This is a genomic window from Burkholderia sp. AU38729 (assembly GCF_020419725.1).
Taxonomy (GTDB): Bacteria; Pseudomonadota; Gammaproteobacteria; order Burkholderiales; family Burkholderiaceae; genus Burkholderia.
On the sequence record NZ_JAIZQO010000012.1, the window covers coordinates 201,943 to 226,972 of the forward strand.

General features: G+C 66.8%; 16 protein-coding genes. All 16 read right to left on the reverse strand.

Going from position 1 to position 25,030, the window contains the following annotated elements:
* Positions 1-83 precede the first annotated feature (83 nt).
* Positions 84-2,702 (reverse strand): fimbria/pilus outer membrane usher protein, encoded by a 2,619-nt coding sequence (locus LGM56_RS29520; protein ID WP_226207513.1) that lies wholly within the window; start codon positions 2,700-2,702, stop codon positions 84-86.
* 199 nt (positions 2,703-2,901) lie between these two features.
* The gene (locus LGM56_RS29525) at positions 2,902-3,645 is read right to left on the reverse strand and encodes a molecular chaperone (RefSeq protein ID WP_089497898.1); all 744 of its coding nucleotides are present in this window, start codon (positions 3,643-3,645) and stop codon (positions 2,902-2,904) included.
* Between the two features lie 73 nt (positions 3,646-3,718).
* The gene (locus tag LGM56_RS29530; RefSeq protein WP_226207514.1) at positions 3,719-4,309 is read right to left on the reverse strand and encodes a fimbrial protein; all 591 of its coding nucleotides are present in this window, start codon (positions 4,307-4,309) and stop codon (positions 3,719-3,721) included.
* A gap of 574 nt (positions 4,310-4,883) precedes the next feature.
* The gene (locus LGM56_RS29535) at positions 4,884-5,894 is read right to left on the reverse strand and encodes a fimbrial protein (protein WP_226207515.1); all 1,011 of its coding nucleotides are present in this window, start codon (positions 5,892-5,894) and stop codon (positions 4,884-4,886) included.
* A 328-nt stretch (positions 5,895-6,222) separates the two neighbouring features.
* Positions 6,223-6,456, reverse strand: a complete 234-nt coding sequence (locus LGM56_RS29540; RefSeq protein ID WP_226207516.1) for a hypothetical protein — start codon at positions 6,454-6,456, stop codon at positions 6,223-6,225.
* 38 nt (positions 6,457-6,494) lie between these two features.
* The gene (locus LGM56_RS29545) at positions 6,495-7,529 is read right to left on the reverse strand and encodes an acyltransferase family protein (RefSeq protein WP_226207517.1); all 1,035 of its coding nucleotides are present in this window, start codon (positions 7,527-7,529) and stop codon (positions 6,495-6,497) included.
* A gap of 7 nt (positions 7,530-7,536) precedes the next feature.
* Positions 7,537-8,664 (reverse strand): hypothetical protein, encoded by a 1,128-nt coding sequence (locus LGM56_RS29550; RefSeq protein WP_226207518.1) that lies wholly within the window; start codon positions 8,662-8,664, stop codon positions 7,537-7,539.
* Positions 8,654-9,946 carry a polysaccharide biosynthesis protein gene (locus LGM56_RS29555; protein ID WP_226207519.1) on the reverse strand — a complete coding sequence of 431 codons (1,293 nt, stop codon included), beginning with the start codon at positions 9,944-9,946 and terminating at the stop codon, positions 8,654-8,656. The genes LGM56_RS29550 and LGM56_RS29555 overlap by 11 nt, the downstream gene beginning before the upstream one ends.
* On the reverse strand, positions 9,940-11,172 hold the full coding sequence (locus LGM56_RS29560) for a polysaccharide pyruvyl transferase family protein (RefSeq protein ID WP_226207520.1): 1,233 nt from the start codon (positions 11,170-11,172) through the stop codon (positions 9,940-9,942). Before LGM56_RS29560 ends, LGM56_RS29555 begins: the two co-directional genes overlap by 7 nt.
* On the reverse strand, positions 11,169-12,416 hold the full coding sequence (locus LGM56_RS29565; RefSeq protein ID WP_226207521.1) for a glycosyltransferase family 4 protein: 1,248 nt from the start codon (positions 12,414-12,416) through the stop codon (positions 11,169-11,171). The genes LGM56_RS29560 and LGM56_RS29565 overlap by 4 nt, the downstream gene beginning before the upstream one ends.
* Positions 12,413-14,707 (reverse strand): polysaccharide biosynthesis tyrosine autokinase, encoded by a 2,295-nt coding sequence (locus LGM56_RS29570; protein WP_226207522.1) that lies wholly within the window; start codon positions 14,705-14,707, stop codon positions 12,413-12,415. The genes LGM56_RS29565 and LGM56_RS29570 overlap by 4 nt, the downstream gene beginning before the upstream one ends.
* Positions 14,704-15,183 carry a low molecular weight protein-tyrosine-phosphatase gene (locus LGM56_RS29575; RefSeq protein WP_226207523.1) on the reverse strand — a complete coding sequence of 160 codons (480 nt, stop codon included), beginning with the start codon at positions 15,181-15,183 and terminating at the stop codon, positions 14,704-14,706. The genes LGM56_RS29570 and LGM56_RS29575 overlap by 4 nt, the downstream gene beginning before the upstream one ends.
* Positions 15,180-16,349: a polysaccharide biosynthesis/export family protein gene (locus LGM56_RS29580; RefSeq protein WP_226207524.1), complete on the reverse strand. Its 1,170-nt coding sequence runs from the start codon at positions 16,347-16,349 to the stop codon at positions 15,180-15,182. The genes LGM56_RS29575 and LGM56_RS29580 overlap by 4 nt, the downstream gene beginning before the upstream one ends.
* Before the next feature lie 52 nt (positions 16,350-16,401).
* A complete protein-coding gene (locus LGM56_RS29585; protein ID WP_226207525.1) occupies positions 16,402-17,814 on the reverse strand; it encodes an undecaprenyl-phosphate glucose phosphotransferase in 1,413 nt (470 codons plus the stop codon).
* A gap of 962 nt (positions 17,815-18,776) precedes the next feature.
* Positions 18,777-21,788, reverse strand: a complete 3,012-nt coding sequence (locus tag LGM56_RS29590) for a GLUG motif-containing protein (RefSeq protein ID WP_226207526.1) — start codon at positions 21,786-21,788, stop codon at positions 18,777-18,779.
* A 254-nt stretch (positions 21,789-22,042) separates the two neighbouring features.
* On the reverse strand, positions 22,043-24,985 hold the full coding sequence (locus LGM56_RS29595) for a GLUG motif-containing protein (protein ID WP_226207527.1): 2,943 nt from the start codon (positions 24,983-24,985) through the stop codon (positions 22,043-22,045).
* Positions 24,986-25,030 lie beyond the last annotated feature (45 nt).

Consider the following 25,030-nt stretch of genomic DNA (forward strand, 5'->3'; position numbering starts at 1 on the left):
GGGTGACGTTATCACGCGGCCGGCACCCGGAAACGACAACGCCCGCCAAAAGGCGGGCGTTGTCTGCACATGAAGGCGCTGACTCAGATCGCGCCAGTGCGGCACACGCTGGTGATCTGCCGGTACGACGTCGATTTGCGCTCGCTCGCCTTGACCGGGAGGTCGTAAACGATCTTGCAGACCGAACGGCCATCGTTGCCCCATTTGACGACGAGTTCGCCGTTGTCCTTCAGGCCGCGTACGAACAGCTTGCTGCCCTGGCCGACGAGGCCGAGTTCCTTGCCGGCTTCGTCCGTGACCGCAGCACCGAACGGAATCGGCGTGCCGTCCGACTTGCGCGCCAGAATCACGGCGGAGCGGCCGGTATCGGTCTCGAACTTGAGGAACGGCACGGCGCCCGCGCGCGGTGCGACCTGCTGGCTCGTTTCCTTCAGCTCGACGTCCATCGACATGCCCTTCGGGTCGAGCTCGACCGTATTCAGGTTGTACGGTGTCAGGTACGGCACGATCGCATAGCCGCGGCCGTCGACACGTACGCCCGACGCATTCGCGACGCGCGCGCCCTCGGCCCCCTTCGCTTCGACGATGCCGAAGGTTTCCGACAGCGGCTGCGACAGCGTGACGCCGCCCGGGTGGGCAACCGCCGCGCCGCGAATGTTGATCGAGCCTTGCTGGTAGTTCGAGCTGCCGCCTGCGCTGAGGTTGAGCTCGGCAAAGCGGGCGCGATACGTGAGGTTGCCGCTACCTTCGGTGCTCGACCCGCCATTGCCGCTCGTGTGGTTCGCGGCGAGCCCGTACGACAGGTCGTTGTCGGTGCCGAGCGAACCGTTGAGCATCGACTGAACTTGCGTGCGGCCCTGCGTGTCGTGCGACACGTTGCTCGAGAGCGTCGACGGCCTTGCCTTGCCGAACGGAATCGTCGCGCTCACGTAGTACAGCGTGCTTTTCTCGCCATTGAAGCTGCGCTGACGCGAGGCCGACACGCTGTACGAGATGTTGCGGAACGAGTTGTTGTAGCCGGCCGAATAGTTGACGTCGGCGCCGGGGCGATTCCAGTAGTTGGCGGCCGACGCGGTCAGGCTGAGCTGCCCTGCCTTTTTGCCGAGCTGTTGGCTGAGCATCAGCGACGCGCGGTTGCGCTGCCGCCAGACCGTATCGACGGGATACCCGATTCGCACCGCGTCGCGCGTGCTCATCGCGTCGTTCAGATTGAAGTAGCCGCTCGTCGAATAGCGGTAGGCCGCGATCGAGACGTTGGTGCCCGTCGGTTCGATCGATTTCGCGTAGCTGACTCGCAAGCTCGACCCGTTGAAGCGCTTGACACCCGGGATCGACGTGGACGCTTGCGTGAAGTCGAGGCCCACCGCACCGATCGGCGTGTTGAAGGCCGCACCGAGCATCGCGGATGCGTACCCGGCCGCAACCGTGACACCGCCATAGCCCGTCAGCATGTTGGTCAGGCCGCGCTGGTAGGTGGCCTGCGCGAACAGCGGGTTGCTCGAGTTCTGCTGGTTGCGCAACGCGCCCGCGACGAAGCTGTAGCGATGGATGCCCGGCCGCAGCGACAGCGGAACGGCCGCGTAAGGCACCGAGAACGTATGCACGGTGCCGTCCGCTTCGGTGACGGACACCTGGAGATCGCCGCCGTAACCGGTCGGATAGAGATCGCGGATCTCGAACGCACCGGGCGAGACGGTCGTCTCGTAGAGCGTCATGCCGTTCTGGCTGATCGTGACCTTCGCGTTGGAGTTCGCGACGCCGCGCACGACCGGCGCATAGCCGCGCAGCGAATCCGGCAGCATCCGGTCGTCGCTGGACAGCCGCACACCGCGGAACTGCGACGAGTCGAACAGTTCGCCGGAGGTGTACGTCTCGCCAAGCACCAGTTGCGACGACAGGCTCGGCAGATCGCGCTGCACGTAGGTCGAGAGGTTCTGGTACTGGCTGCCGCCGCGTTGCGACCACGTAGCCGAACCCTGATGACGGAAATGCCAGTTGCCGACGTTGAAGCCAGCGTTCAGGCCCAGGTACGCCTGCGTGTCGGCGCGGCTGTCGCGGACTTTCGAACTGTAGACGTTCAGGTTGTAGTCGACCATGCCGGCGGGCACGCCGGCATCCCATTGATCGGGACTCACGTAGCCGCGCGCCTGGTTCACGAGCGATGCCTGCGGAATGCTGAGCGTCAGGCGTTGCTCGCTGAAGTCGAACGACACGCTGGCTTCGGGAATCACCTGCCCGATCCGGCGGCATTCGCCCTTGACGGCGATTGCGGCGACCGTCTCCGCCGGCAGCTTCGTGAAATCGACACCGATCCGGCGCAGCAGCTTCTCGTCGAAGCAGGGCTGCGCGTCGGGTGTGCCCGGCGCGCTGTTGAACGCGATGCTGTAGCGGCCGTTCCAGCTTTGGCCGACGATGAGGTCGACCGTGTAGGTGCCCGGTTGCACGACGTTGCCGCGCGAGAAGCGCGAGATGTCGACGGCCTGGCCGCTACCGTTGTTCAGGAAGCCGGGGTCGAAAGTGGCCTGCGCGAAATCCGTTTGCGCGAGCTGGATGCGCTCGATGGGGGCCGCAGGCGGTTCGAGCGCATCCGCGCGGCCCTCGGCCGACCACGCCGCGAGACTCGACAGCACCAGCGCGTAGACAGGTTTGAGCCGAGGCAGGCTGGATACCTCGGCGCTCGAACGTTCAATCGGCGAAATCATTCCCCGGCACTCCAGTTGAGGGTCATGTGTGCGTATCCGCTGAGGCACGCTTGTGCGACGCAAACGTTCGCGATGTCGAACGCACGCGTCATGAGCGAAGAAGAAAGTGGGTCAATCGGCGATCGGGTTGATCGCTCCTGTCGAGCGGGGCACGATGTGCCCGCTTCGCCGGTGATCAGGGGCGCGGAGTCAACCGGTGTTACGGCTGAGCCGACAGCGGCTGTTCGTTGTTGGTCGACGAGCCCCAGTCGTTGATGCTGTTGAATTGCACTTTCGCGCCGGCAGCCGGCATCGCGTTAAGCTTGGCAACCGGAAATTCCTGGGTGGCGCCGGGCACGACGTAGCCTGCACCGGCGTCATATTTCTGCCCGCCCGTGTGCAGCAGGATGCTGCCGATATTGACGACGTACGGCGTGGGATTCGTGGCCTTCAGGACGTAGGCGCCCTGTTTGCCGGGGGCGATCTGCCAGCGGACCTGGGCAGGTGCGTCTTTCGCGTCGCCCTTCAGCCCTTCCGGACGAAACATGACCTTGATGCGCGTGCGCAATGCGATCTGCAACTGGTTGCGATCGGTGCTGTCATCGGCTTTCGGCGGAATTTCGAGCACGTTGAGCCAGAACAGCGATTCCTTGTCGGCAGGCAGCGGCTCGTTCGTATAGACCATCCGCAACGTTTGGCCCTTGTTCGGTTCCATCCGGAACATCGAGGGCGTGAGCGTGAACGGCACGTTGATGTTTTCCGGAGATGCATTCTGATCGCCGGTGTCGATCCAGGTCTGGACGAGCGCGGGCGCTTTTCCGTCGTTCGACAGCTTGATCGTCACTTCACGTTCGTTGCCCGGGAAGATGACGCGGGTGCCAGAGATCACCACGCTCGCATAGGCTTGCGAGGCGATCAGCGTAGAGATCAGCGCAATGGATTGGAGCGATTGGATGAGTTTCATGGCGGCCTTTTTTCGTTTTAGGGAGGGGCGAACGAAGAACGAGACCCGCCGGGCGGCGGGCCTCGTCAAGCGCTTACTCGTAGACCACCGAGTACTGGACCTTCGAGTTCGCCGAACCGCCCGTTGCGGCGCCGGTCGCCAGGTATTCCGCGAAGAAGTTCATCTGCGCGGAGCCGTCTGCGCCGATCGTCACGACCTGCGAGTTCTGGTCGTTCGCGTTCGCGCCGACCTTGATCGGTGCTTGCTGGTCGTTGAGGACCTGCAGCACGACGTTGCTGGCTTCCGGTGCTTCCGCCGTGCCCTTGTCGAGCGACAGCTTGCCGTCGGCGGTGACGTTCGTTGCGGTTTCGAATGCGACACGGACCTTCGTCGGGTTACCCTTGCTCGTTTCGGTATCCACGGCACAGCCGCTCAGCTTGAAGCCGAACGCGGTGCGGCCCGCGACGGCCCCCGCTGCATTCAGCGAGCCCGTGCTGACCGTCGGCATCGCCACCGACTTGTTCGACGTTTGGCCGGCGTCGGTGCCGTCGATCTTGCAGGTTGCGGCAGTGATGTTGCCGGTGAACGTGATCGTGCCGTCCGATGCATGGGCGGCCGATACCAGGCCGAGGCCCGCCACAGCCAGAAGCGTCGAAAGGACTTTAGTGCGCGTTGCGATTTTCATGTTCTCGATCTCAAACGATAGATTGACAGGGTGAAAAGTAGAGGCGGCGCCCGCCGGTTTTGCAGGAGAGCAGTGCTTTACATTTCGGTGTCAATTATCGAAATTCAGGGGATTCGAGAAAATTGGACGAGATCGAATGAGGTCCAATAACTACTAGTACACGTACGAATTAATGAAAATTAGTGAGGTACACGCCTGTCTTTTTCAGACTGTTAGCCAGATTTGACGATTCGCGCGCGGTCGGGCAGATCTTGCTTTCGCGACGCGGACTCGATCGGGTGGGCGTAGTCGTGATACGTCACCCTCCGGTATTGGGATATCGATATGTATTGCGAAATAAATGAATGTAAATTTGACCGGATGGATTGCCGGGGCGACGCGTCGTGTATGCGATGCGTCGTGTATGCGATGCGTCGATGCGCGGTGAGTCGGAAGGGGAGGCGGAGAGAGGTGGCGTCGTGTCGGGGCCACCGTTTCACCATGCCGGAACGCGGATCGATGCTGCTCGATTGTCGGCCGACGAATGCAGCCGAGCGTATGAAACGGGCGCCAAGGGCGCGCCGTTTGTCTTTACTTACTGATAGCTCATCGTGAACGACGCACGCGCCTTCACGGTGCCGCCGATCATCATGCCGGTACGCACGTAGCGCGCGCTCAGCGGAATCTCGAGCACGCCGTTCTTGGTCGCGCCGGTGGAGAACTGGTTGGTGTTGCCGGTCTCGCTGCTGTCCGGGCCGTACGAGACGACCTTCGAGCCGTTCAGGACCTGCACGCCGACACCCTTCGCGCTCGATTCGGGCGACAGTGTCAGCGTGCTTCCGATGTTCGCATTGTCGTTCACGTCGGTCAGCGTCATGAACGTTCTCGTGATGCTGCCGACTTCACCGCCGCTGCAATCCAGCACGATCTTGAAGGGCTTGGCCTCCGACGTATCGCCGACGTTAGGCATGACGCGGTTGGCCGCGATGTCGCCGAGCGGCACGCTGAGCGACGTTTGCCGGACCTTGCATGTCGGCACCACCGGCTTGATCACGATGTCGCCTTCCATGACGTAGGACGCGTACTTGACGCTGTCAAGCCAGGAGCCGGTGATCTCACCCGAAATCGTTCCACCGGCGGTGATCGGTCCCGTTTTGACGAACTCGATGACGAAAGGAAAGTTTCCTGAGGTTAGGGTTGTTTGACTTGTAAAAATCGTATAGGGCCACCAATCCGTACTGTCGTTGTCAATGCGTATGCGGATACCAATGCCGGCGATCGAGGTCGGCCATGTGTTGTATGCACCGGTGACCTTGTCGGCCGCGTGTTTGATGGCCCTGAAGTAATTGTCGCATTTGATTTCAGTAGGTTTACCGCTGGCTGGCTTTGCAACGGCTTTCTGGCTGTGAAGCACGGTTCCGACGGGCACTGATGGACTGAACGATGGCGTAGAAAAGGACGCGATCTTCCGGGTTAAGGGGAGCGTCTCACCGGTCAGCGCTTTGCATTCGAGGGCTGACGCGTCGCCAGGTGCCAGCGCACTCAGCAACACGGCCAAGCCTAATCCCGCGCTGGTCGCGACGGATCTCTTTCGGTTCTGGTTCATGGGATCGTAACCTCGTTCATTTGGTGTGTTGAGCGGTTGCGCGTCACGGATGGTGGTGTCGAGCCGCTCCGTGGGTCGCTGCGTTCGCCCGCGTGCCGAGTGGGAACCGGCTCCCTTAATCGCTTTGCCTGTCATTGATAGCTCAAAGCGCGCACGAGTGGATTTACCGTCGCGAAGCGGATCGGGGTGGACGAGATGGAAACTGCCATCCTCTGCGTCGATGCCGGGATTGAGGAGCCGGTTGTTTGCAGAAGTGATGATATTGGGGCGGTGAGACGGTGTATTTAGTACACGTACTAACTCACATATTTATCCGCCGTTACTTGTCTTATTTTTGTTGATCGATCGGCGTCTTCTTCAAGATGCCAATCATTTTTACCGGCACGCGATTACCGCTTGGCGTTTCCTGGTTGACAGCGACAAGTGCGTCGCAATTCGGGCCATAGCGGTTCGTGAATGCGATGCGGCTCTCCGTCGCCGAGCGGTCGATGCGGCCGATGTTGACGCCAATCAAACCGTCGGCGCAGCGACGGAACAAGTACGAGTGACTTGTTCCCATCATTCATTCGCATCAGGTTTTCGCGTCAATCGCAATTGAGCTCAAGACGCCGACGCACGGCGCTTCCACGACAACCCGTTCTTCATGGCAGCAAGCATCGGCCGCTCGATCCACGCGTGACAGGCATAGCCGCATGCACAGACGGCGGCCAGCGTCGCGAGCACGGCCGCCGTGCCCGACCCCGTGCCGGTATCGAGACGCGCGTCGACGATCTTGTTCGCAGCGCCGATCACGTACGGATGCAGCAGATAGATCGAATAGCTCGCATCGCCGAGCCGGGCGAGCGTCGGGCTCCTGATTGTCCAGCCCCTCAGATCGAGCGCGACCGCGGCGACGATCAGTACGCAGGCCGGCACGCCCCACCAGAAAACACGTTCAAAACCGGCCAGCGTCCCGGACAGGTCGGCGGCGAGCGGTATCGCAGCAAGCGCGGCTGCGGCAGCCGCGAGCCAGGCGAAGCCTGGAAGGCGCCCGGCGATGCCGGTTTCCAGCACGCGGCAGGCGAGCACACCGAGCCCGAGTTCGAGCACGAACGGCTGGCCGAGATGAGCGACGACTTCGCCCGCCGGGCCGCCGGCGGCCACGTACGCGCAGAACAGCGCAAGCGCGAACGCCGCGAACGTCGTTGCATGACGCGCGCGAACGAACCACATCGATCCGGCGATGACGAGGTAGAACAGCATCTCGTATTCGAGCGTCCAGCCATTGAGGTTCAGCGGCCCCCAATGGCCGTTCTCCTTCACGTACGGCACGAACAGCAGCGACTTGACGAGATAGTCGACGCTGGCCGTCGTCGAATTCAGCCATTGCGGCTTCACGACCGCGATCGCGAACACGCCGAGCGTGGTCAGCCAGTAGAGCGGCACGATCCGGATCAGGCGCTTGCGCAGGAAGTCGCGCCCCTCGCGCGGCGCAACGACGGACATGATGAAGCCGCTGATGACAAAGAAGATATCGACGCCGGCCTGCCCGAACGGAAGCACGCCCATGTGATACCCGACGACGGCGAGCGCTGCAAACGCGCGCGCGCATTGGAGGTTCCGGAAGATGCCGGAATGGAGGGGGAAGGTCTGCATGTCGGGTTCAGCGGGGGGTGTCCATGTGCGGCAGGCGGGCGAGAGTTGGCGCGGCAGGTGCGTTCGGTTGTCGTATGCCGTTCGCCGCTGCGGCGCGCTCCGGCCGGCGTCGACCGGCACGCGAATCGAATCCCGCGAACTGAAGCGCGCACAGCAACGCGACGCTCGACAGGTGGCGCGTATAGCTGCCGAGATCCGGTTCGAACAGCATCGATACGGCAACGTGACCGATGACGACGCAGGCAAGCAGGTCGCGAGCCGGATGCGTGCGATGCCGCGCACGACGCCACACGGCGGCCAGCGCGATCCACACGAACAGCTGCATCGCGAGTTCCTTTGCGCCCACATCGAACAGCAGCGGCAGGTTCAACCGCAGCGCCGCATACGCATAGTTCGCGCAAAACGCGATGAACGAATCGGGCACGACCGGGTTGTAGAAGCTCGTGCGCGCGCCGAATGGCGAACCGTAGGCGAGATAGTCGGCTGCCATGTCGCGAGGATGCTGGAGCAGGTAGTACACGTCCGGCGGCAGCAGGAACAGCGTGATCGCGGCCGCGCCGATCAGCAACGTCTTGCCGCGCCATGACACGTGCCGGAGCAGGAACGCGGCCAGCGCGATCGCGAGAATCAGTGCGAAGTAGCTGCGCACGACGGCCGCATAGCCGGCGTAGAGCGCAACGACGGCCACGAAGGTCCACGCGCTCGAGCGGCGCCGCACGGTGCCGGCCAGCACGAGCGCGATCAGCACGACGAGCGTGTCCTTGCTCGCGACGAACAGATTGAAGAACACGCACGGCGCCAGCAGCACGACGGTCGCGGCCAGCGACCCGAGGCGGCGGCCTTCGCCGACGATCCGCCAGATGAACGCCGTACCGATCGCGGCAACGAACAGCGACGTGCCCGTGGGGCCGAGCAGTGCATAGAACTTCGCGACCGCATCGAACGACGTGCCCTCGTAAGTGCTCCCGCCGCCAATCTGGCTCTGGATCTTCTCCGCGTCGCGGAACACGAACTCGGGCAGGAACGTGCCGGCCTTCGCGTAGACGATCCAGTAGACGAACACGATCATCGCGCCGACCGCGCGCGTCACGCCGCGGCTCAGTGCCGGGCCACCGGCAATCAGGTTACGCAGCATGCGGGGCAGCCTCCATGCTTGCGTCCATGCGCGACCGGCCGGTGCGCGCGACGATCAGTGCCAGCGTGACGACGATGCCGGCGCTTGCCGCCAGGTGCGCGATGGCCGCGCCCATCGCGCCAGCGTGAACGATCAGGCCCCACGCCAGCGGCAGGTACGACAGCGCGAGCGCGATCATCGACACCATCACGGCGCAGCCGGTGCGCAGTGCGATCGCGGCCGTCCACAGCACGTCCGCTGCGCCGCGCAGCACGAACGACGCGAGCAGTGTCGCGAACAGGGCGAACTCGCCGGTGGCCGCCGGCTCGTGCGCGAGCGCGAGCAGGTCGCGATGCAGCACAAGGACCGCGGCCGCCGCGATCGAGGTGACGGCCACGCTGGCCACGGTCGCGCGCACGGCGAGCCGGGAGAATGTATGCGGCGCGTCGGCCAGCACGCGCACGAAGCGCGGGCCGGCCGTCACGACGACGGTCGAGAAAGCGAGTGCCTGGATCGCGTTGGCGATCGACCACGCGAACACGTACCGGCCGAGTGCATCGGCGCCCAGCTGGCCGCCGCCGATGAACCGCTCCGCGTATTGCAGCGACGCGAGGACGATGCCGGCCACGTAGAACGGCAACCCGTGCCACCAGACCGACAGCACACCGCGCTCGCGCGCGGCCGATGCGCGAGCCGCCTGCGGGCTGCCGTGCGCGTGGCGTGCAACCGCGCGGATACGCCAGCAGGAAAGCGCGACGACGCACGTATTGGCCGCGAACCACAGGGCCAGGACGGCCTCGATCGAATGCAGCGCACCGACGAGCAGCCCCGCGCACGCGAGGCCGGCCCATGCACCCGTGCGGACGAACAGCAGCAGCGAGCCGGCGCGCGGTCGATGCAGCGAGAACAGCCAGCCGTTCGCCTCGAATGCCGCATGCTCGGACAGCGCAACGAGCAGCACGCACCACGCGAGCCGCGTCGACAGGCCGAAGCGGGCGAGCAGGCCGGCGTCGCCGTTGCTCGTCGCAATGGCGAGCGTCGCAATGAGCAGCAGGTAGAGCCCGCCGTACGCGAGGCAAAGGGTGTGCATTGCGCCGAACGCTGGCGACGGATCAGCTTCGCTGAGCCGCCGGTTGAGTTCGGGGCTGAAGCCGAGGCCGAGCAGTTTCGATGCGATCACGGTTGCGGCGACCGCGAGCCCGTATGCGGCGACCGCGTCGAAGCCGAGCGTGCGCGCGACGATGATCGCGAGCGCGAATTTCAGGGCGAGCGCCAGGCCGCGCAGGAGCAGGCGCGTCAGCATGGCGTGACCTCGTCGACGGCTGCTGTCGCTTTTACGTCGGCTCCGGCATTCGTTTCGACGTCGGAGCCGGAATCGGCACGACGGGCGGCGCGCAGCGTGTCGATCACGCGTGCGCGTGCGGCACGGATGCGCGTAAAGCCGCCCTGCGCGGCGTTCCAGAACGCCTGGGTAGCGCCGGGGGCGAGGATCGTCCGGCAGACCTGCGCCGGATCGAAATCCGCACCGTTGACGACCCAGTCGCCGAGCTTCATGTCCGCATACGCGCCGAAGCCCTTGCGCTCGTAGCTGACGTGGAACGCGGGTACGCCATGCAGGATCGATTCGAGCGCGCCGTGCAGGCGGACCGACACCGTGATGTCCGGCCGGTCGGTTTCGAGGAGCGTCTTGAGCGGCGTCAGCGGTTCCCGAATGCCGAGACTGCGGTAGTACGCGGGATCGTCGTTGCCACGCCCGGTGCTTTGCACCGCAAAGCTGACCCGGCACGTCGCGCGCACCTGCTCGATCAGCCGCGCGATCGACGCGTCATAGCGCGCGCGTCGCTTCGCGCTCCAGGCCGGCGCGCGGCGCAGCACGAACGCGACGTGGCGGGCGGTGTCGCTCGTCGGCGCGGCATGCCGAAGGATGGACTCGCTGCGATGCCCGAAGTCGAGCACCGCGAGATCGGGCGCGCGCCGCGCGTTCGGATTCGCGGCGAGAAAGGCGGCGGATCGGTCGTCACGCACGAATACCGTATCGAACGCGCCGAGCAGCGACTGAAGATGCATGCCGACGGCGCGCGAGGACAGCACCGGGCCGATGCTTTGCGGCAGATAGACGGCGGGCTTGCCCGAAGCGAGCGCGGCCCGCATCTGCAGCAGGTGGCCGGCTTCGAGCTTGAGCGCTTCGATGGCCGTGCGTGCGCGCAGATAGCCGCCGCCCACACCGACGATCAGGTCGGCTTCGTCGAGCAGGTCGCGCAGTGCGTTCAACCTGCGGTTCATTCGAACGGGCAGTGCGGCAGCGGCGGCGCCGACGAGCCGGCTCTTGCCGCGTTCGGCGAGCACAGGCGCCCCGCATACGTCGTCGTAAGACGGAAACGAAGCCGGATCGGCCGCGACGATCGACACGCGGACGGCATCGCCGAAGGCTTCACGGAGCAGGCCGACAGACAGGTCGACCAGCAGGCCGTCACCGGAATTGCGGGCGCTGTAGGCATGCAGCAGCGCGACGTGAATGGGAGCAGTCATGCCGGGCCTCGTCCGGAAAGGGTGTGATAGAGGTCGAGCGTGTGCGCGACCATGGTTTCGGCCGAGAAGTGCTCGAAGGCCGCCACGCAGTTCGCACGCATCGCGTCGCGTGTTGCTGGATCGTTCGCGAGCGCGACGACCGCGCGGGCGAAACGCGTCGTGTCGTCTTCGTTCGGCACCACGACGCCGATGTCATGCGTGGCGATCAGCTCGGTCGCGCCGGACACCTGCGTGGCGACGATCGGCACGCAGGCCGCCATCGCTTCGAGGCACACGTAGGGAAAGCCTTCGTAGCGGCTCGGCAACGCGAACAGGTCGAACGCGGAGAAATAGCGGCTCGCATGGTTCACGCGGCCGACGACGTGAAGATTCGGCGGAAGATCGTCGGCCTCGTTGCCGGCCGCCGTGATGAAGTCGCCGGAACCGATCGCGACGATCTGCACGGTGCGGCCGCATTGGCGATACACGCCGCGCGCGATCCGCACGAGACGGTCGACGCCCTTCTGATGATCGAAGCGCCCGACGAAACCGACGACGCATGCATCGCGTGCGATGCCGAGCGCGCGCCTTGCCGCTTCGCGCGGTATCAGCGCGGGCGATCGGACGCCATTGACGATCGTCTTGATCCGCGCGGCCGGAATGCCGAGCGCTTCGTTCAGATGTCGGGCCTCGTCGTACGACACGGCGACGATCCGGTGCGTGCACAGGCGGCCGAGCAGATGCTCGATGGTTCCGTAGAAACGGCGCTGGCGGTTGCCCAGCGTCGGGTTCAGCGTATAGACCGCATGCGGTGTGTATACCTGCCGCCACGGCCCGACGCACAGGCGTGCAATCGCACCGGCTTTCGAGCTGTGGCTGTGCACGATGTCGGGGCGGATGCGCAGCAGGTGGCGATAGACATGGGCGACCGCGAGCGCGTCGCGCCAGCCAACCGCGCGCCGCATCGGCACCGCCTGCACGCTCGCGCAGCGGGACAGCACGCGCGCATCGAGGATCGTTGCATCGAAACGTGGGCCGTGCGGCACGATCAGGTGCAGTTCGATGCCGTTGGTTGCGCTCAGTCCGTCGATCAGGTCGGCGAGATGGACGGCCACGCCGCCGCCCGCGGCTTCGACGATGAGCGCGATCCGCAGGCGTCCCGCACGGGCCGGCGCGTGGCCGGCGCGCATTTCGGTCGTGGCGGACGTGCCCGCCGGCGCGGCATCGCGTATCGCGACGCGTTCGAGGTGACGGGAATCGCTCATCGCGGCGCTCCCCGGCGGCGGGACACGAGCGCGCGCAGCCTTCGGCCGATCGACGATGCCAGTCCGCAACGCGACGGCGCGTAACGGTACTGCGTATAGCGATAGGCGCCGTAGCGCGAACCGTATCGGCCGACGTGCGGATCGACGCCGTTGAGCAGCACGCCGCTCGTGGCGACACCGTTGTGCGCGAGGCGCCGCATCGCTTCGTCCAGCTCGGCAACGCGTGTCGTCGCGGCACGCGCCGTAAGCAGCACGGTGCCGGCGTGATGGCCGAGCGTGACCGCGTCGGTCACCGCGAGAATCGGCGCCGCATCGATCACGACGGTGTCGTAGCCGGCGGACAGCGCGTCGAGCAGCGCGGCGACGGGTTCGTCGGCAAGCAGTTCGGAAGGATGCGCGGGCACGGCGCCCGTCGGGATGAAATCGAGGCGCGGCACCACGTCGCGGTGGATCACGTCGACCGGCGCGGCCGTGCCCGACAGCAGCTCGGCGAAGCCGCGCTCGCGCGGGACGCCGAGCGATTCGTGCAGATGCCCCTTGCGCAAGTCACCGTCGACGAGCAGCACGCGCTCGCCGTTGGCCGCGAGCAGCGCCGCGAAGTTGGCCGCGACGAACGACTTGCCCGCGCCCGGCGCGGGGCCGGTCAGCAACAGCACGTTGTTGCGCGCGCCCTGCATCGCGAAGCGCAGCGCCGTGCGCAGGCTCCGCAGGCTTTCCACGGCCGGATCGTGCGGGTGCCGTACGCTCAGCAGGTTCGGCCCCGGTGCGTGCTGCGCGATGCGACGTGCCATTTGCCGCTGGGCCGCCGAGTCCGGAATCGTCGCGTAGACGTCGATGTCGAGATGCCGCTCGATCTCGTCCGCGTGGCGGACGCCGCCGAACAGGAAGTCGCGCGCGAAGGCGAGCGCGATGCCGAGCGCGAGCCCGATCAGCGCGGCTGCCGCGATCACGACGGGCCGCTTCGGGCGCACGGGATCCTCGGGCACGATTGCCGTATCGACGAGCCGCACGCTGCCGGTCTTGCCGGCCTTGACCAGTTCGAGCTGCTGCGTGTTCGCGAGCAGCGCCGTATAGAGATCGGTGTCGACCTTCACGTCGAGCATCAGCCGTACGGCGTCCTGCTGCAGGTCGGGCAGCCGTCGCACCTGATGCTCGAAGCCGCGTTGCTCGCGGCCGAGCGTGGCGATCTGCGCGTCGAGCGCGGCCATGTCGGGGTGACCCGGCGCGAAGCGCGTGGCCATTTCGTCGCGCTTTTGCTGCAGTTCGAGGCGGCGCGTGGTCGCGTCGGCCGTCTGCTGCAGGATCAGCTTCGCTTCCTCGGTCAGGTCGATCGTGCCGTTCGCGTTGCGCATGTCGGTGTAGCGCTGTTCCGCTTCCTGCAGCTGGCGCTTGAGCACCGGCAGCTGCGCGTTGAGGAACGCGAGCGATTGCGCCGCGTCGGCGGACTTGCGCTCGATGTGCTGGCGCACGTAGTGGTTCGCGACCGCCTGAAGCTGCGACTGGATCCGTTGCGGGTCGGGGCCGCGCAGCGTCGCGACGATCACGCCCGATTGCTTGATCTTCTCCTGCACGTCGAGGCCGCGCCGTAGCGCGTCGATCGTCTCGGCGCGCGATTCGCGCACGAGCGTGAAGCGGGTGGACGGATTCGCGTCGATGTGCGCGATATCGAGTGCGATCGGGCCGCTCGCGGTCGGGAACATTTCCAGGCGCCCGATGTGGCCGGTGACGGCCGACGGCAGCGCGGATCCGGTCAGCCGGTAGCGCTGGCCGTCGAGCCGCGTCAGTTCGAAGCGCTCGCCTTCGAGTGCCCGGGGGACGTCGAAGCGGGCGGCCACGATCGCTTCCTCGCCCCATGCATAGCCGCCGAAACCGAGGAGGCCGGGGTGCGCGAGACCGGTGTTGAAGCGCGACACGAAATCGCCGACCAGCGGAAAACGCTTCGGCTGCGCGACGATGTAGCTGCGCAGCTCGTCGACGGCGCGCGTGACGACGAGCCGCGACGCGAGAATCTGCGCTTCGGCCGCGGCGCTCGACTTGATGTCGAACAGCGACGACACGTCGCCGAGCATGCTCTTTGCAGCGGACGTGTCGCCGCTGTCCTCGACCTGGAGCAGGATGTCAGCCTGGTATTGCGGCGGGGCGAGGAACGCGTACAGCGTGCCGGCGCCGACGCAGGCGGCGGTAGCGAGCGCGATCAGCCAGCGCTGGGCGGCGAGCACGTCGACGACGCCGGCGAGGTCGAGTTCGGCGCCGCGATCGTGCGATCGTTCGCGGGAAACGGGTGAGGTCATCGATTCGGTCCGGAAAGCGGGGTGGGGGAGGAAGCGGCCGGCGCGATGCGCGCGCACCACGCGTCGACACCGCGCTCGATGAGCTGCAGGCTGTGTTCGAACGACGCGCGCGGGCCGAGATAGGGGTCGGGGATGTCGAAGCCATGCGCGGCGGCGCCGAGGCGGAACACGCGGCCGCACAGGAACGGGTGGCGGCGCTCGAGCCAGCGCTTCTGCTCGAGGTCCATCGTCAGGATCAGGTCGGCGCGCGTGACGTGCCGCGACGACACCTGGCGCGCGCGGTGCGCGGCGAGGTCGAGGCCGCGCTCGCGCATCAGGTCGATGGCGTGCGGGTCGGCCGGCTGGCCGTCGAGCGCGCCGATGCCGGCCGACCGCACGTCGACGCCGGGCAGGCGCGCGCGGAGCAGCGCCTGCGCCATCGGGCTGCGGCAGACGTTGCCGACGCACACGACGAGCAGCGTGGCGATGGCGCTCATTTGACGGCGAGCGCCGCGGTGGCGCTGGTGTTGACGCCGGGCAGCAGCAGGCTCAGCACGCGGCTGAAGCGCACCAGGCCGTTGCCGTCGACGTAGACGATGTCCTTCGGCTGCAGCGCGAACTCGTTCGCGAGCACCATCGACACCGGCGAGCGCGCGTCGAGGTGGAACACCTGCGGGTCGCCCGTCTGCGAGCCGCGGATCACGAACATCTGCGCGGCGTCGGCGGTATTGGCGTTCACGCTGCCCGCCTGCGACAGCGCGTCGGACAGCGTCAGCCGGCCGTCGCGCAGCGGCACGGCGAGCGATGGCTTGTTCACTTCGCCCATCACGTACACGCCGTAATCGCTGCGCGCTGGTACGTGCAGCAGGTCGCCGGCCGACAGTACGACGTCGGCCGGATTGCGGCCGTCGCGCAGCATGCGCGTCAGGTCGAGCGGATAGGACACGCCGTCGCGCACGAGCGTCATGCGGCTCTGGTCGGCGGCCGTGCCGAGCCCGCCCGCGCGGCCGAGCGCTTCGTAGAGCGTCATCGGCACGTCGTTGACGGGCTGTGCGCCCGGCGTGCGGACTTCGCCGTCGATATAGACCTGCTGCGAGCGGAACGACGCGACGCGCAGCGTCACTTGCGGATTGCGATAGACACGCGACAGCGCGGCGGCGAGGCGCGCCTGCGCGGCGTCGGCCGTCAGACCCGCGACCGGCACGCTGCCGGCAAACGGGAACGCCAGGTTGCCGTGCGGATCGACGACGAAGCCGGCAACCGGGTCGGCCGTGCGCGGTGCGTTCTGCTGCGCGGCGCCTTGCGCGGCAGCGAGTTCGGGGTGATCCCAGACGGTGATCTGCAGCACGTCGCCGGGGCCGAGGCGGTACGCGCCGGGCGTGGCTGCCAGCGGGCCGGACGGCAGGTTCGGCTGCTGCGCGGCCTGCGTGTCGAGCTGGCGGATCAGGCTGGCGTCGATCGTCGTGATCCGGAACGGCATGGCACTCGCGCTGGCGTTCGCGTGTCCGGCAAACTGGCCGTCGGTGGTGGCGGGCGGTGCGCTCATCTGCATGCCGGGCGCGAATGCGCAGGCCGACAGCGCGACGCTGACCGCTGCGGCGAGCAGCGTGCGCACGCGGTAGGGACGTGCGGTTCCGGCCCGCTCGATCATGGCGGATTTCATCAGTCATCCTTATCGTGATGCGGCGACGCGCGGTGGCGGTGCCGCGTGCGTATCAGTACGCGTTGCGGTGGGCCCAGCCGCGCAGGGCGGTGGCCAGGACGATGCGCATGTCGAGGGCGAACGACCAGTTGCGCAGGTAATGAAGATCGGCTTCGACGCGGCGCTGCATTTTTTCGACGCGGTCGGTTTCGCCGCGCAGGCCGTTGATCTGCGCCCATCCGGTGATGCCGGGCTTGACGCGGTAGCGGTGGATGTAGCCGTCGACGATCTTCCGGTAGAGGTCGTCGTGTTCGAGCGCGTGCGGGCGCGGGCCGACGACCGACATCTCGCCGCGCAGCACGTTGAGGAACTGCGGCAGCTCGTCGAGGCTCGTGCGACGCAGGAACGCGCCGACCCGTGTGATGCGCGGATCGTCGCGCGTCGCCTGGTGCACTTCGCTGCCCGCGTCGTGCAGCCGCATCGTGCGGAACTTGAAGATCGTGAACGCCTGGCCGTCCGCGCCCTTGCGCTGCTGGCGGAACAGCACGGGGCCGCTCGACGACAGCCGGACCGCCGCCGCGATCGCGAGCAGCAGCGGCGCCAGGCCGACGAGGACGGTGGCCGCGAACACGCGATCGAAGATCGCCTTGTGCAGCAGCGCGCGCGACGACAGCGGCGACGCGACCAGGTTGATCGCCGGTGCGCCGACAAGGTCGATCATCTCGCCGTCGAACATCGCGAGCTTGCTGACGTCGGGCATGAAGCGGATGTTGACGAGATCGTCGCGGAACGCGTCGAGCACGGCCATCACGATGCGCGCCTCGCCGATCGGCAGCGCGAGCCAGACTTCGGGAATCGCGTGCGTGCGGACATGCCGGGCGAACGTATCGAGATCGCAAAAGCGCGGCATGCCGTCGGGGCTCGTCGGGTTGGCGCTGGCGATGTCGAACATCGCGGCTGCACGAAATCCGGCCGACGGCGCACCGGCGATGCGGTCGAGGACGGCGTCGCGATGGGCGCCGGTGCCGACGATCGCGACGAGGCGCTCGCTTTCCTGCGGGCGGCCGATCCGTTCGAGCGTCGTGCCGGCGACGACGCGCGATGCGACAAGTGCGATGCCGCTCATCGCCGTCCAGAGCAGGTACCAGGGCAGCGCAATGGCCAGGGTCGGCGCGAGCACCCGCATCACGAGCGCCGCGCCGGCCTGCGCGGCCAGCCACGCGAATGCGGTCAGCAGCGCGGTGCGGTGCTTGGGGGTATGGGCCGGCGCGTGATAGAGGCGGAATGCGGGAAACAGCATCAGCGCAAAGGTTGCCGCGCAGGCGACGGCGGCCAGTTCGGACGACCGATCGACGTCCGTGCCAGGCAACACGAGCGCGGCGGCCAGCGCGCCGGACGAGATCAGGGCGACGTCAGCAATGCGCGCGATCAGGCCGCCTGCGGTACGCGCTGCGTGCGCGTGCCGTGGTTCGAATGACATATCCATATACCCTTCTGCTGCCGTTCTGATTTAAAGGGACGCCCGTCGTTCCGATCGCGACGCGAAACCGCACGCTCGGCCGTAGCGGAGCGCGGCCGCTGTTTCCACTGCATGGGAAATGCCACCGGGGAAGGAGACGCTGCCTGGGGTGCCGGTCGACCGGATGCGCTGCAACGGTGCGATCCGAGCCTCGCGCGATGAAGGACGAATGCTTGCGAAACGTTTCGGCCGACTCGACAGGGTCAATTTTCGGGAAGCAGAGGCCTGATTTAAATAGAACGCCTACTAATTGCCGTGGAAATGGATTAGTACGTGTACGAATCAGCCGGATTCATGTCCGAATGGGCGATTGACAGAGTCGGACTTGTCTTTAGAAAGACGCGCAATGTCGGGTCGTCGACGCGAACGATTCGCAACGAGCTGAGGGCGGCTGGCGAAGAAGGGAGGGTTTGCGGCGGTCGAAGAAGTGGTGTACAGGTCGGAGGACGCGTAAAGGGCGCAGCAGCCACGGTGATCCGGGCGTAGCGCGCAATATCGGCTGGCGTTTCGCGACGCAGCGCTTCGTCGCGTTTCCCGATGCCAGACGATACGTGCCATCCCGGCAAGCTCTCGCACCACTGCGGCCGGATGGATGCCTATTCCGAAGCGGTGATCACGGGCTGCGTAGCGCCCCCATGGCGGTATCGCCGCGTATTCGCCCGTTTCATTCGTACCGTGACGGGATTGCACGACTGACGATGCTCCGGGTTTGCCGGGTTCGGCAGAGGCACGGTGCATCCGTGCCGGGCAGGCATCGTTCCGCCGGAGGAGCCTCGACCCTTCCGGAACATCCCGAAATACCAATCGATTCGCATGCCATGAAACGCACGAAGACGGGGTGAACCCTTCCACCTCCAAACGCACACGGGCGGCAAGGATGGCCTGCCGGCCACCTCGCCGCCCGATGGGGTCAACCGATTACTGCTCGATTACCAGCCGGTCTTGCCGTCAACCGTACCCCAGTTTTCGCCGACGATCTGCATGCCCGCCGACGGACCCGACACCGTGCTCGACTCGATGCTCCCGAAGTTCAGCGCGACCAGGCTGCCGCGGAGGAGCGGTTCCGGCAACGGACGGCTGCCGATCCGGGTGCTCGACTCCGACGACCGGATGGTGCCCATGTTCAGCGCCACCAGGCCACCGAGATCCGAATTCACGCCGTCGATCGAACCCGTCGACTGGCTGTTTTCGATCAGGTTGACGTTGGCGCCGACCAAGCCGCCGACCCACGAAAGGTCCGCGGTGACGCTGCCGGACGACGACGACTGACGGATCACGCCGTTGAAGTCGTTCAGGCCGACGAGCCCGCCCGCGTTCGATTCCCTGCCGGCCGTGACGCTGCCGCTGGCCGATGCGCGCGTGATCGTGCCTGTGTTGGTTCCGACGAGCCCGCCCACGTCCGAGCGGGTGCCGGCGATCACGTTGCCGCTGGCGGACGCATTCTCGATCGTGCCCGTATTGTTGCCGACCAGCCCGCCCACGGGCGCCGCCACGTAGGCTTGCACGTCGCCAGTTGCGCTTGCGTTCTCGATAGCGCCGCGGTCGTTGCGGCCGACCAGGCCGCCCACCGGGCCGCCGCCGAATGCATCGATCTTGACGTCGGACGATGCGTTGGCGATCCGGCCGCGTTCGTTCAGGCCGACGAGGCCGCCGGTTGTCGCGGCATGCATCGTGTTGACCGTGCCGTTGGCGGAGGCGTTCTCGATCGTGCCGCCGAGGGCCTTGCCGACGAGCCCGCCCACATGGCTGTCCTTGCCCGTCGAGACGGCCACGTTCGCCGACACCTTGCGCAGCGTGCCGCGGTCGTTCAGGCCGACGAGCCCGCCGACGTGCATGCCTTCGCCGGCCGCGATGCGGCCGCTACCGGACGAATTCTCGATGGTGCCGGTGTTCAGGCCGGCCAGCGTGCCCGCGCTCTGCGCATACGTGGGGAGGCGGTAGGACCGGGCAATCTTGATGTCGGCATCGGCGCGGCTGTTCCTGATCGTCGCGCGTGCGCCTTCGTTTCTGCCGGTGATCCCGCCGATGCTGAACGTGTCGCGGGTGCCGTCGAGTCGCCCGCTGAAGCGGGCGTTGTCGATCGTGCCGTCGTTATTCTTGCCGACGATCCCGCCGAGTATGCCGATGCCCTTGCCGTTGTGGACGACGCTCATGTTCGTGGCCGCGACGTCGTGGATCCGGCCGCCGTAGTTGATGCCGACCAGCCCGCCCATGAATGCGTTGGGGGACGTCGACGTGCTGCTGACGGTGAGCGAATCGAGCGTCAGGTTGCCGATCGATCCCTTGTTCGCCGCGAACAGGCCGGCCCGGTCGTTGCCGGGATTGCTGATGGTCAGGCGGCGGACGGTGTTGCCGAGGCCGTCGAACGTGCCGGCGAACGTCGTGCCGCCGCCGATGCTGTTGAAGCCGGCGTTCGCGCCGTCGATGCCGTTGCCGAGCACGTAGCGGCCGTTCAGGTCCGCGTCGACGTTGCGCAGGTCGGCAAGCGTGTGCAGTACCTTGTAGCCTTCGCCGTTCGAGCTGTACGACGCGTTGTCGCCCGACAGCGTGACGACGCCGGTGTCGTTCGCCAGCGTGTGGCCGTTGGTCGAATTCAGCTCGAGATGTGCGTTGTGGCCGGTGAGCTTTACCGCGTCGTTCACGCGAATCCGGTTCGCGGCGTTGACGAGCAGGCTCGCATTCGCGCCGGTGGCCGACAGCGTTTGATTCAGGTCGACGTTGCCCTTCTGCGACGTGAGCGTCAGTGCGTTGTCGCTCGTCCACGCGACCGGGCCGCTCACTGTCAGATCGTTGCGGGTGTTGGTCAGCGCGACGCTGGTCGTGCCGAGGTTGCGCGACAGCGTGTCCGCGTCGATTGCCTGACCGTTGACATTCGCCCCGTTCACGCCCGCGTTGGCGGCTTCGATCGCCCACGTGCCGGCCGTGTCGCCTGCACGCGTATCGACCTGCGTGTCGTTCGCGACGTTCACGCGTTCGCCGCGCGTCGTGATCGAGCCGGCCGCTGCGCCGGCGTCGGCCGTGCTCGCGTCGAGCTTGCCGCCGACGTTCACGGTGCCGCCGTCGAGCGTGATCTTGCCGCCGCGCGTGCTGAGGCCGCGCGCCTCGATCGTGCCGGTGTTGTTGATCACGGCGCCGAGCAGGTTGTCGGCCGCACGGGCGGTCATCAGCACCGCGCCGCCGTCGGCCTTCAGCAGGCCGCCGTTGGACGCCTGCGCATCGACCGCGCCGCCGTCGACCTGCAGGTTCAGCAGGCCGCTGCCGTCGAAGTTCACCGTGAACGCGTTGCCGGCGCCGAGCGCGACGCTGCCGAGTTTCGCCTGGATCGTGCCGTTGTTGGCGACGCGCGCGCCGAGCAGCGCGACGCTGCCGCCGTCGGCCGCGGTGATCGTGCCGTCGTTGGTGACGGCTTGCGTCGAGGAACCGGAGAAGCGGTAGTTGCCGGCGAGGAAATCGGCATCCGACAGGTTCTGCGTGGAAGCGACGAGGCCGCCGACGTTGACCTGTGCACCCGAGCCGAACAGCACGCCGTTCGGGTTCACGAGGAACACGCGGCCGTTGGCGCTGATCTGGCCGTCGATCTGGCTGCCGTTGCCGCCGATCACGCGGTTGAGCGCGATCGATTGCGCGGTGGGCTGGTGGAAGTTGACGCGTTCGCCGCCGCCGACGCTGAAGTCCTGCCAGTTCGTGACGAGCTTGTCGGTTTGCTGATTGATGTTCATCGTGCGGCCGTCGTCGGTGCGCAGGATGTCGGCCTTGCCGGACGTGATCGCCTCGCCGGTGGGCAGTGCGAACGCGGGCAGCGCGGCGAAGCCGAGCAGCGAGACGGCGGTGACGGCAGCGCGCTTGCCGCCGCTCGCCTTGCCGCGGCGGCGCGCGGTTTCCCCGACCGCGGTCCAGCATCGCTGGGCGCCGTTCCATACCAATGCATAGGTCTTGTTCATCTTTGTTGTTTCCTCAGGGTTGCGCTGATCTTCAGCGGGAAATGTTCCCGGACCCGACGCGGAATCCGCGACGGGGGGCGGGACGAGTCGGCCGCCTGCGCCGGGGTTCAAAGCGGCGAGGCGGCGAGACATGGGGCGAAGCGAATCTGGTGGGAGCGGGCTTTGCCTGCTCCCCGGCAGCCGCATCGCACGGTCGCGATGCGGCTGCTCGTACCGGTAGCGCCGTGCGGGAAGCCGACGCTGGCCGGTGTGACTTACCTGATCTGGCCCGGGCGGCGTTGGCCGTCGATGAGGCCGACGTTGAAGCCGACGGTGTTGAATTGCTTCGCGGGGCCGAAGGTGGCACTCGATTCGATCGAGCCGCTATTGAATCCGACCAGCCCGCCGCGGAAGCCGGGGTTGGTCGATGCATTGGCATCGAGCGTCGTATGCGACTCGGACGAGCGGATTGCCCCGTCATTGATCGCGACGAGGCCGCCAAGAGTCGAACCAGCGCCGCCGATGACGCCGGATGCGTTGGCGCTCTCGATCAGCCCGCCTTTCTCGTTGACACCGACCAAGCCGCCGACGTTGGCACGAAGGGCCTTGACGCTGCCCTTGGCCGATGCGTTGCGGATTACGCCGCCGCCGTTCGTGCCGACCAGGCCGCCTGCGTTGGCATCCCGCCCTGCCGAGACGTCGACGTCGGCCGACGCGTTCTCGATCGTGCCGGTGTGACGGCCGACGAGGCCGCCGACGGAGCCCGGGCCGTCCGCGACGACCTGACCGCTTGCCGAGACCTTCGACAGGACACCTGAGTTGAAGCCGACGAGCCCGCCTGCGTAGGCCGACGTGCCGGCCTGGACGGTGTTGGACGACGACGCGTTGGCGATCCTGCCGTGCTCGTTGAGGCCGACGAGGCCGCCGACTGCCGCGGCTTGCGTCGCGTTGACCGTACCGCTCGCCGACGCATGCTCGATCGTGCCGCCGACGGCCTTGCCGACGAGCCCGCCAACATGGCTGCCCTTGCCAGCGGTGACGGTTGCGGCCGCCGACACGTTGCGCAGCGTGCCGTCGTCGTTCAGGCCGACGAGCCCGCCGACGTTCATGCCGTCGCCGGCTGCGATGCGGCCACTGCCGGATGAATTCTCGATGGTGCCGGTGTTCAGGCCGACCAGCGTGCCGGCACTCTGGATGTGCTGGGCAAGATCTTTGGCGCGGGCAATCTTGATGTCGGCGTCGGCGCGGCTATTCGTGATCGTCGCGCGCGCGCCTTCGCTGCTGCCGGCGATACCGCCGATGTTCATCGTGTCGCGGGTGCCGTCGAGCTTCCCGCTGAAGCGGGCGTTGTCGATCGTGCCGGAGACATTCCGGCCGACGATGCCGCCGACCCAGCCGAGGCCCGCGCCGTTGTGGACGACGTTCACGTTCGTGGCCGAGACGTCGTGGATCCGGCCCATGAAGTTGGCGCCGACGAGCCCGCCGATCATCGCGTTGTAGTACGTCGATACGCTGCTGACGGCGAGCGAGTCGAGTCTCAGGTTGCCGATCGTCCCAAAGTTCCACCCGAACAGTCCGACCACGTCGCTGCGGGGATTGCTGATGGTCAGGCGGCGGATGGTGTTGCCGAGGCCGTCGAACGTGCCGGCGAACGCGTTGTTGCTGCCGCCGATGCTGGTGAAACCGGCGTTCGCGCCATCGATGCCGTTGCCGAGCACGTAGCGGCCGTTCAGGTCCGCGTCGACGTTGCGCAGGTCGGCGAGCGTATGCAGCACCTTGTAGCCTTCGCCATTCGAGCTGTACGACGCGTTGTCGCCCGACAGCGTGACGACGCCGGTGTCGTTCGCCAGCGTGTGGCCGTTGGTCGAATTCAGCTCGAGATGCGCGTTGCGGCCCGAGAGCTTTACCGCATCGTTCACGCGAATCCGGTCTGTGGCGTTGACGGACAGGCTCGCGTTCGCCCCGGTGGCCGACAGCGTTTGATTCAGGTCGACGTTGCCCTTCTGCGACGTGAGCGTCAGTGCGTTGTCGCTTGTCCACGCGACCGGGCCGCCGACCGTCAGGTCGCCCTTCGTGTTCGCGAGCGCGACGTTCGTCGTACCGAGGTTGCGCGACAGCGTGTCCGCGTCGATTGCCTGACCGTCGACATTCGCCCCGTTCACGCCCGCGTTGGCGGCTTCGATCGCCCACGTGCCGGCCGTGTTGCCGGCGCGCGTATCGACCTGCGCGTCGTTCGCGACGTTCACGCGTTCGCCGCGCGTCGTGATCGAGCCGGCCGGCGTACCGGCGTCGGCCGTGCTCGCGTCGAGCTTGCCGCCGACGTTCACGGTGCCGCCGTCGAGCGTGATCTTGCCGCCGCGCGTGCTGAGGCCGCGCGCCTCGATCGTGCCGGTGTTGTTGATCACGGCGCCGAGCAGGTTGTCGGCCGCGCGGGCGGTCATCAGCACCGCGCCGCCGTCGGCCTTCAGCAGGCCGCCGTTGGACGCCTGCGCATCGACCGCGCCGCCGTCGACCTGCAGGTTCAGCAGGCCGCTGCCGTCGAAGTTCACCGTGAACGCGTTGCCTGCACCGAGCGCGACGCTGCCGAGTTTCGCCTGGATCGTGCCGTTGTTGGCGACGCGCGCGCCGAGCAGCGCGACGCTACCGCCGTCGGCGGCGGTGATCGTGCCGTCGTTGGTGACGGCTTGCGTCGAGGAACCGGAGAAGCGGTAGTTGCCGGCGAGGAAGTCGGCGTCCGACAGATTCTGCGTGGAAGCGACGAGGCCGCCGACGTTGACCTGTGCACCCGAGCCGAATAGCACGCCGTTCGGGTTGACGAGGAACACGCGACCGTTGGCGGAGATCTGGCCGTCGATCTGGCTGCCGTTGCCGCCGATCACGCGGTTGAGCGCGATCGATTGCGCGGTGGGCTGGTGGAAGTTGACGCGTTCGCCGCCGCCGACGCTGAAGTCCTGCCAGTTCGTGACGAGCTTGTCGGTTTGCTGATTGATGTTCATCGTGCGGCCGTCGTCGGTGCGCAGGATGTCGGCCTTGCCGGACGTGATCGCCTCGCCGGTGGGCAGTGCGAACGCGGGCAGCGCGGCGAAGCCGAGCAGCGAGACGGCGGTGACGGCGGCGCGCTTGCCGCCGCTCGCCTTGCCGCGCCGGCGCGCGGTTTCCCCGACCGCGGTCCAGCATCGCTGGGCGCCGTTCCATACCAATGCATAGGTCTTGTTCATCGTTGTTGTTTCCTCAGGGTTGGTTCGCTTCGCCGGCACGACGCA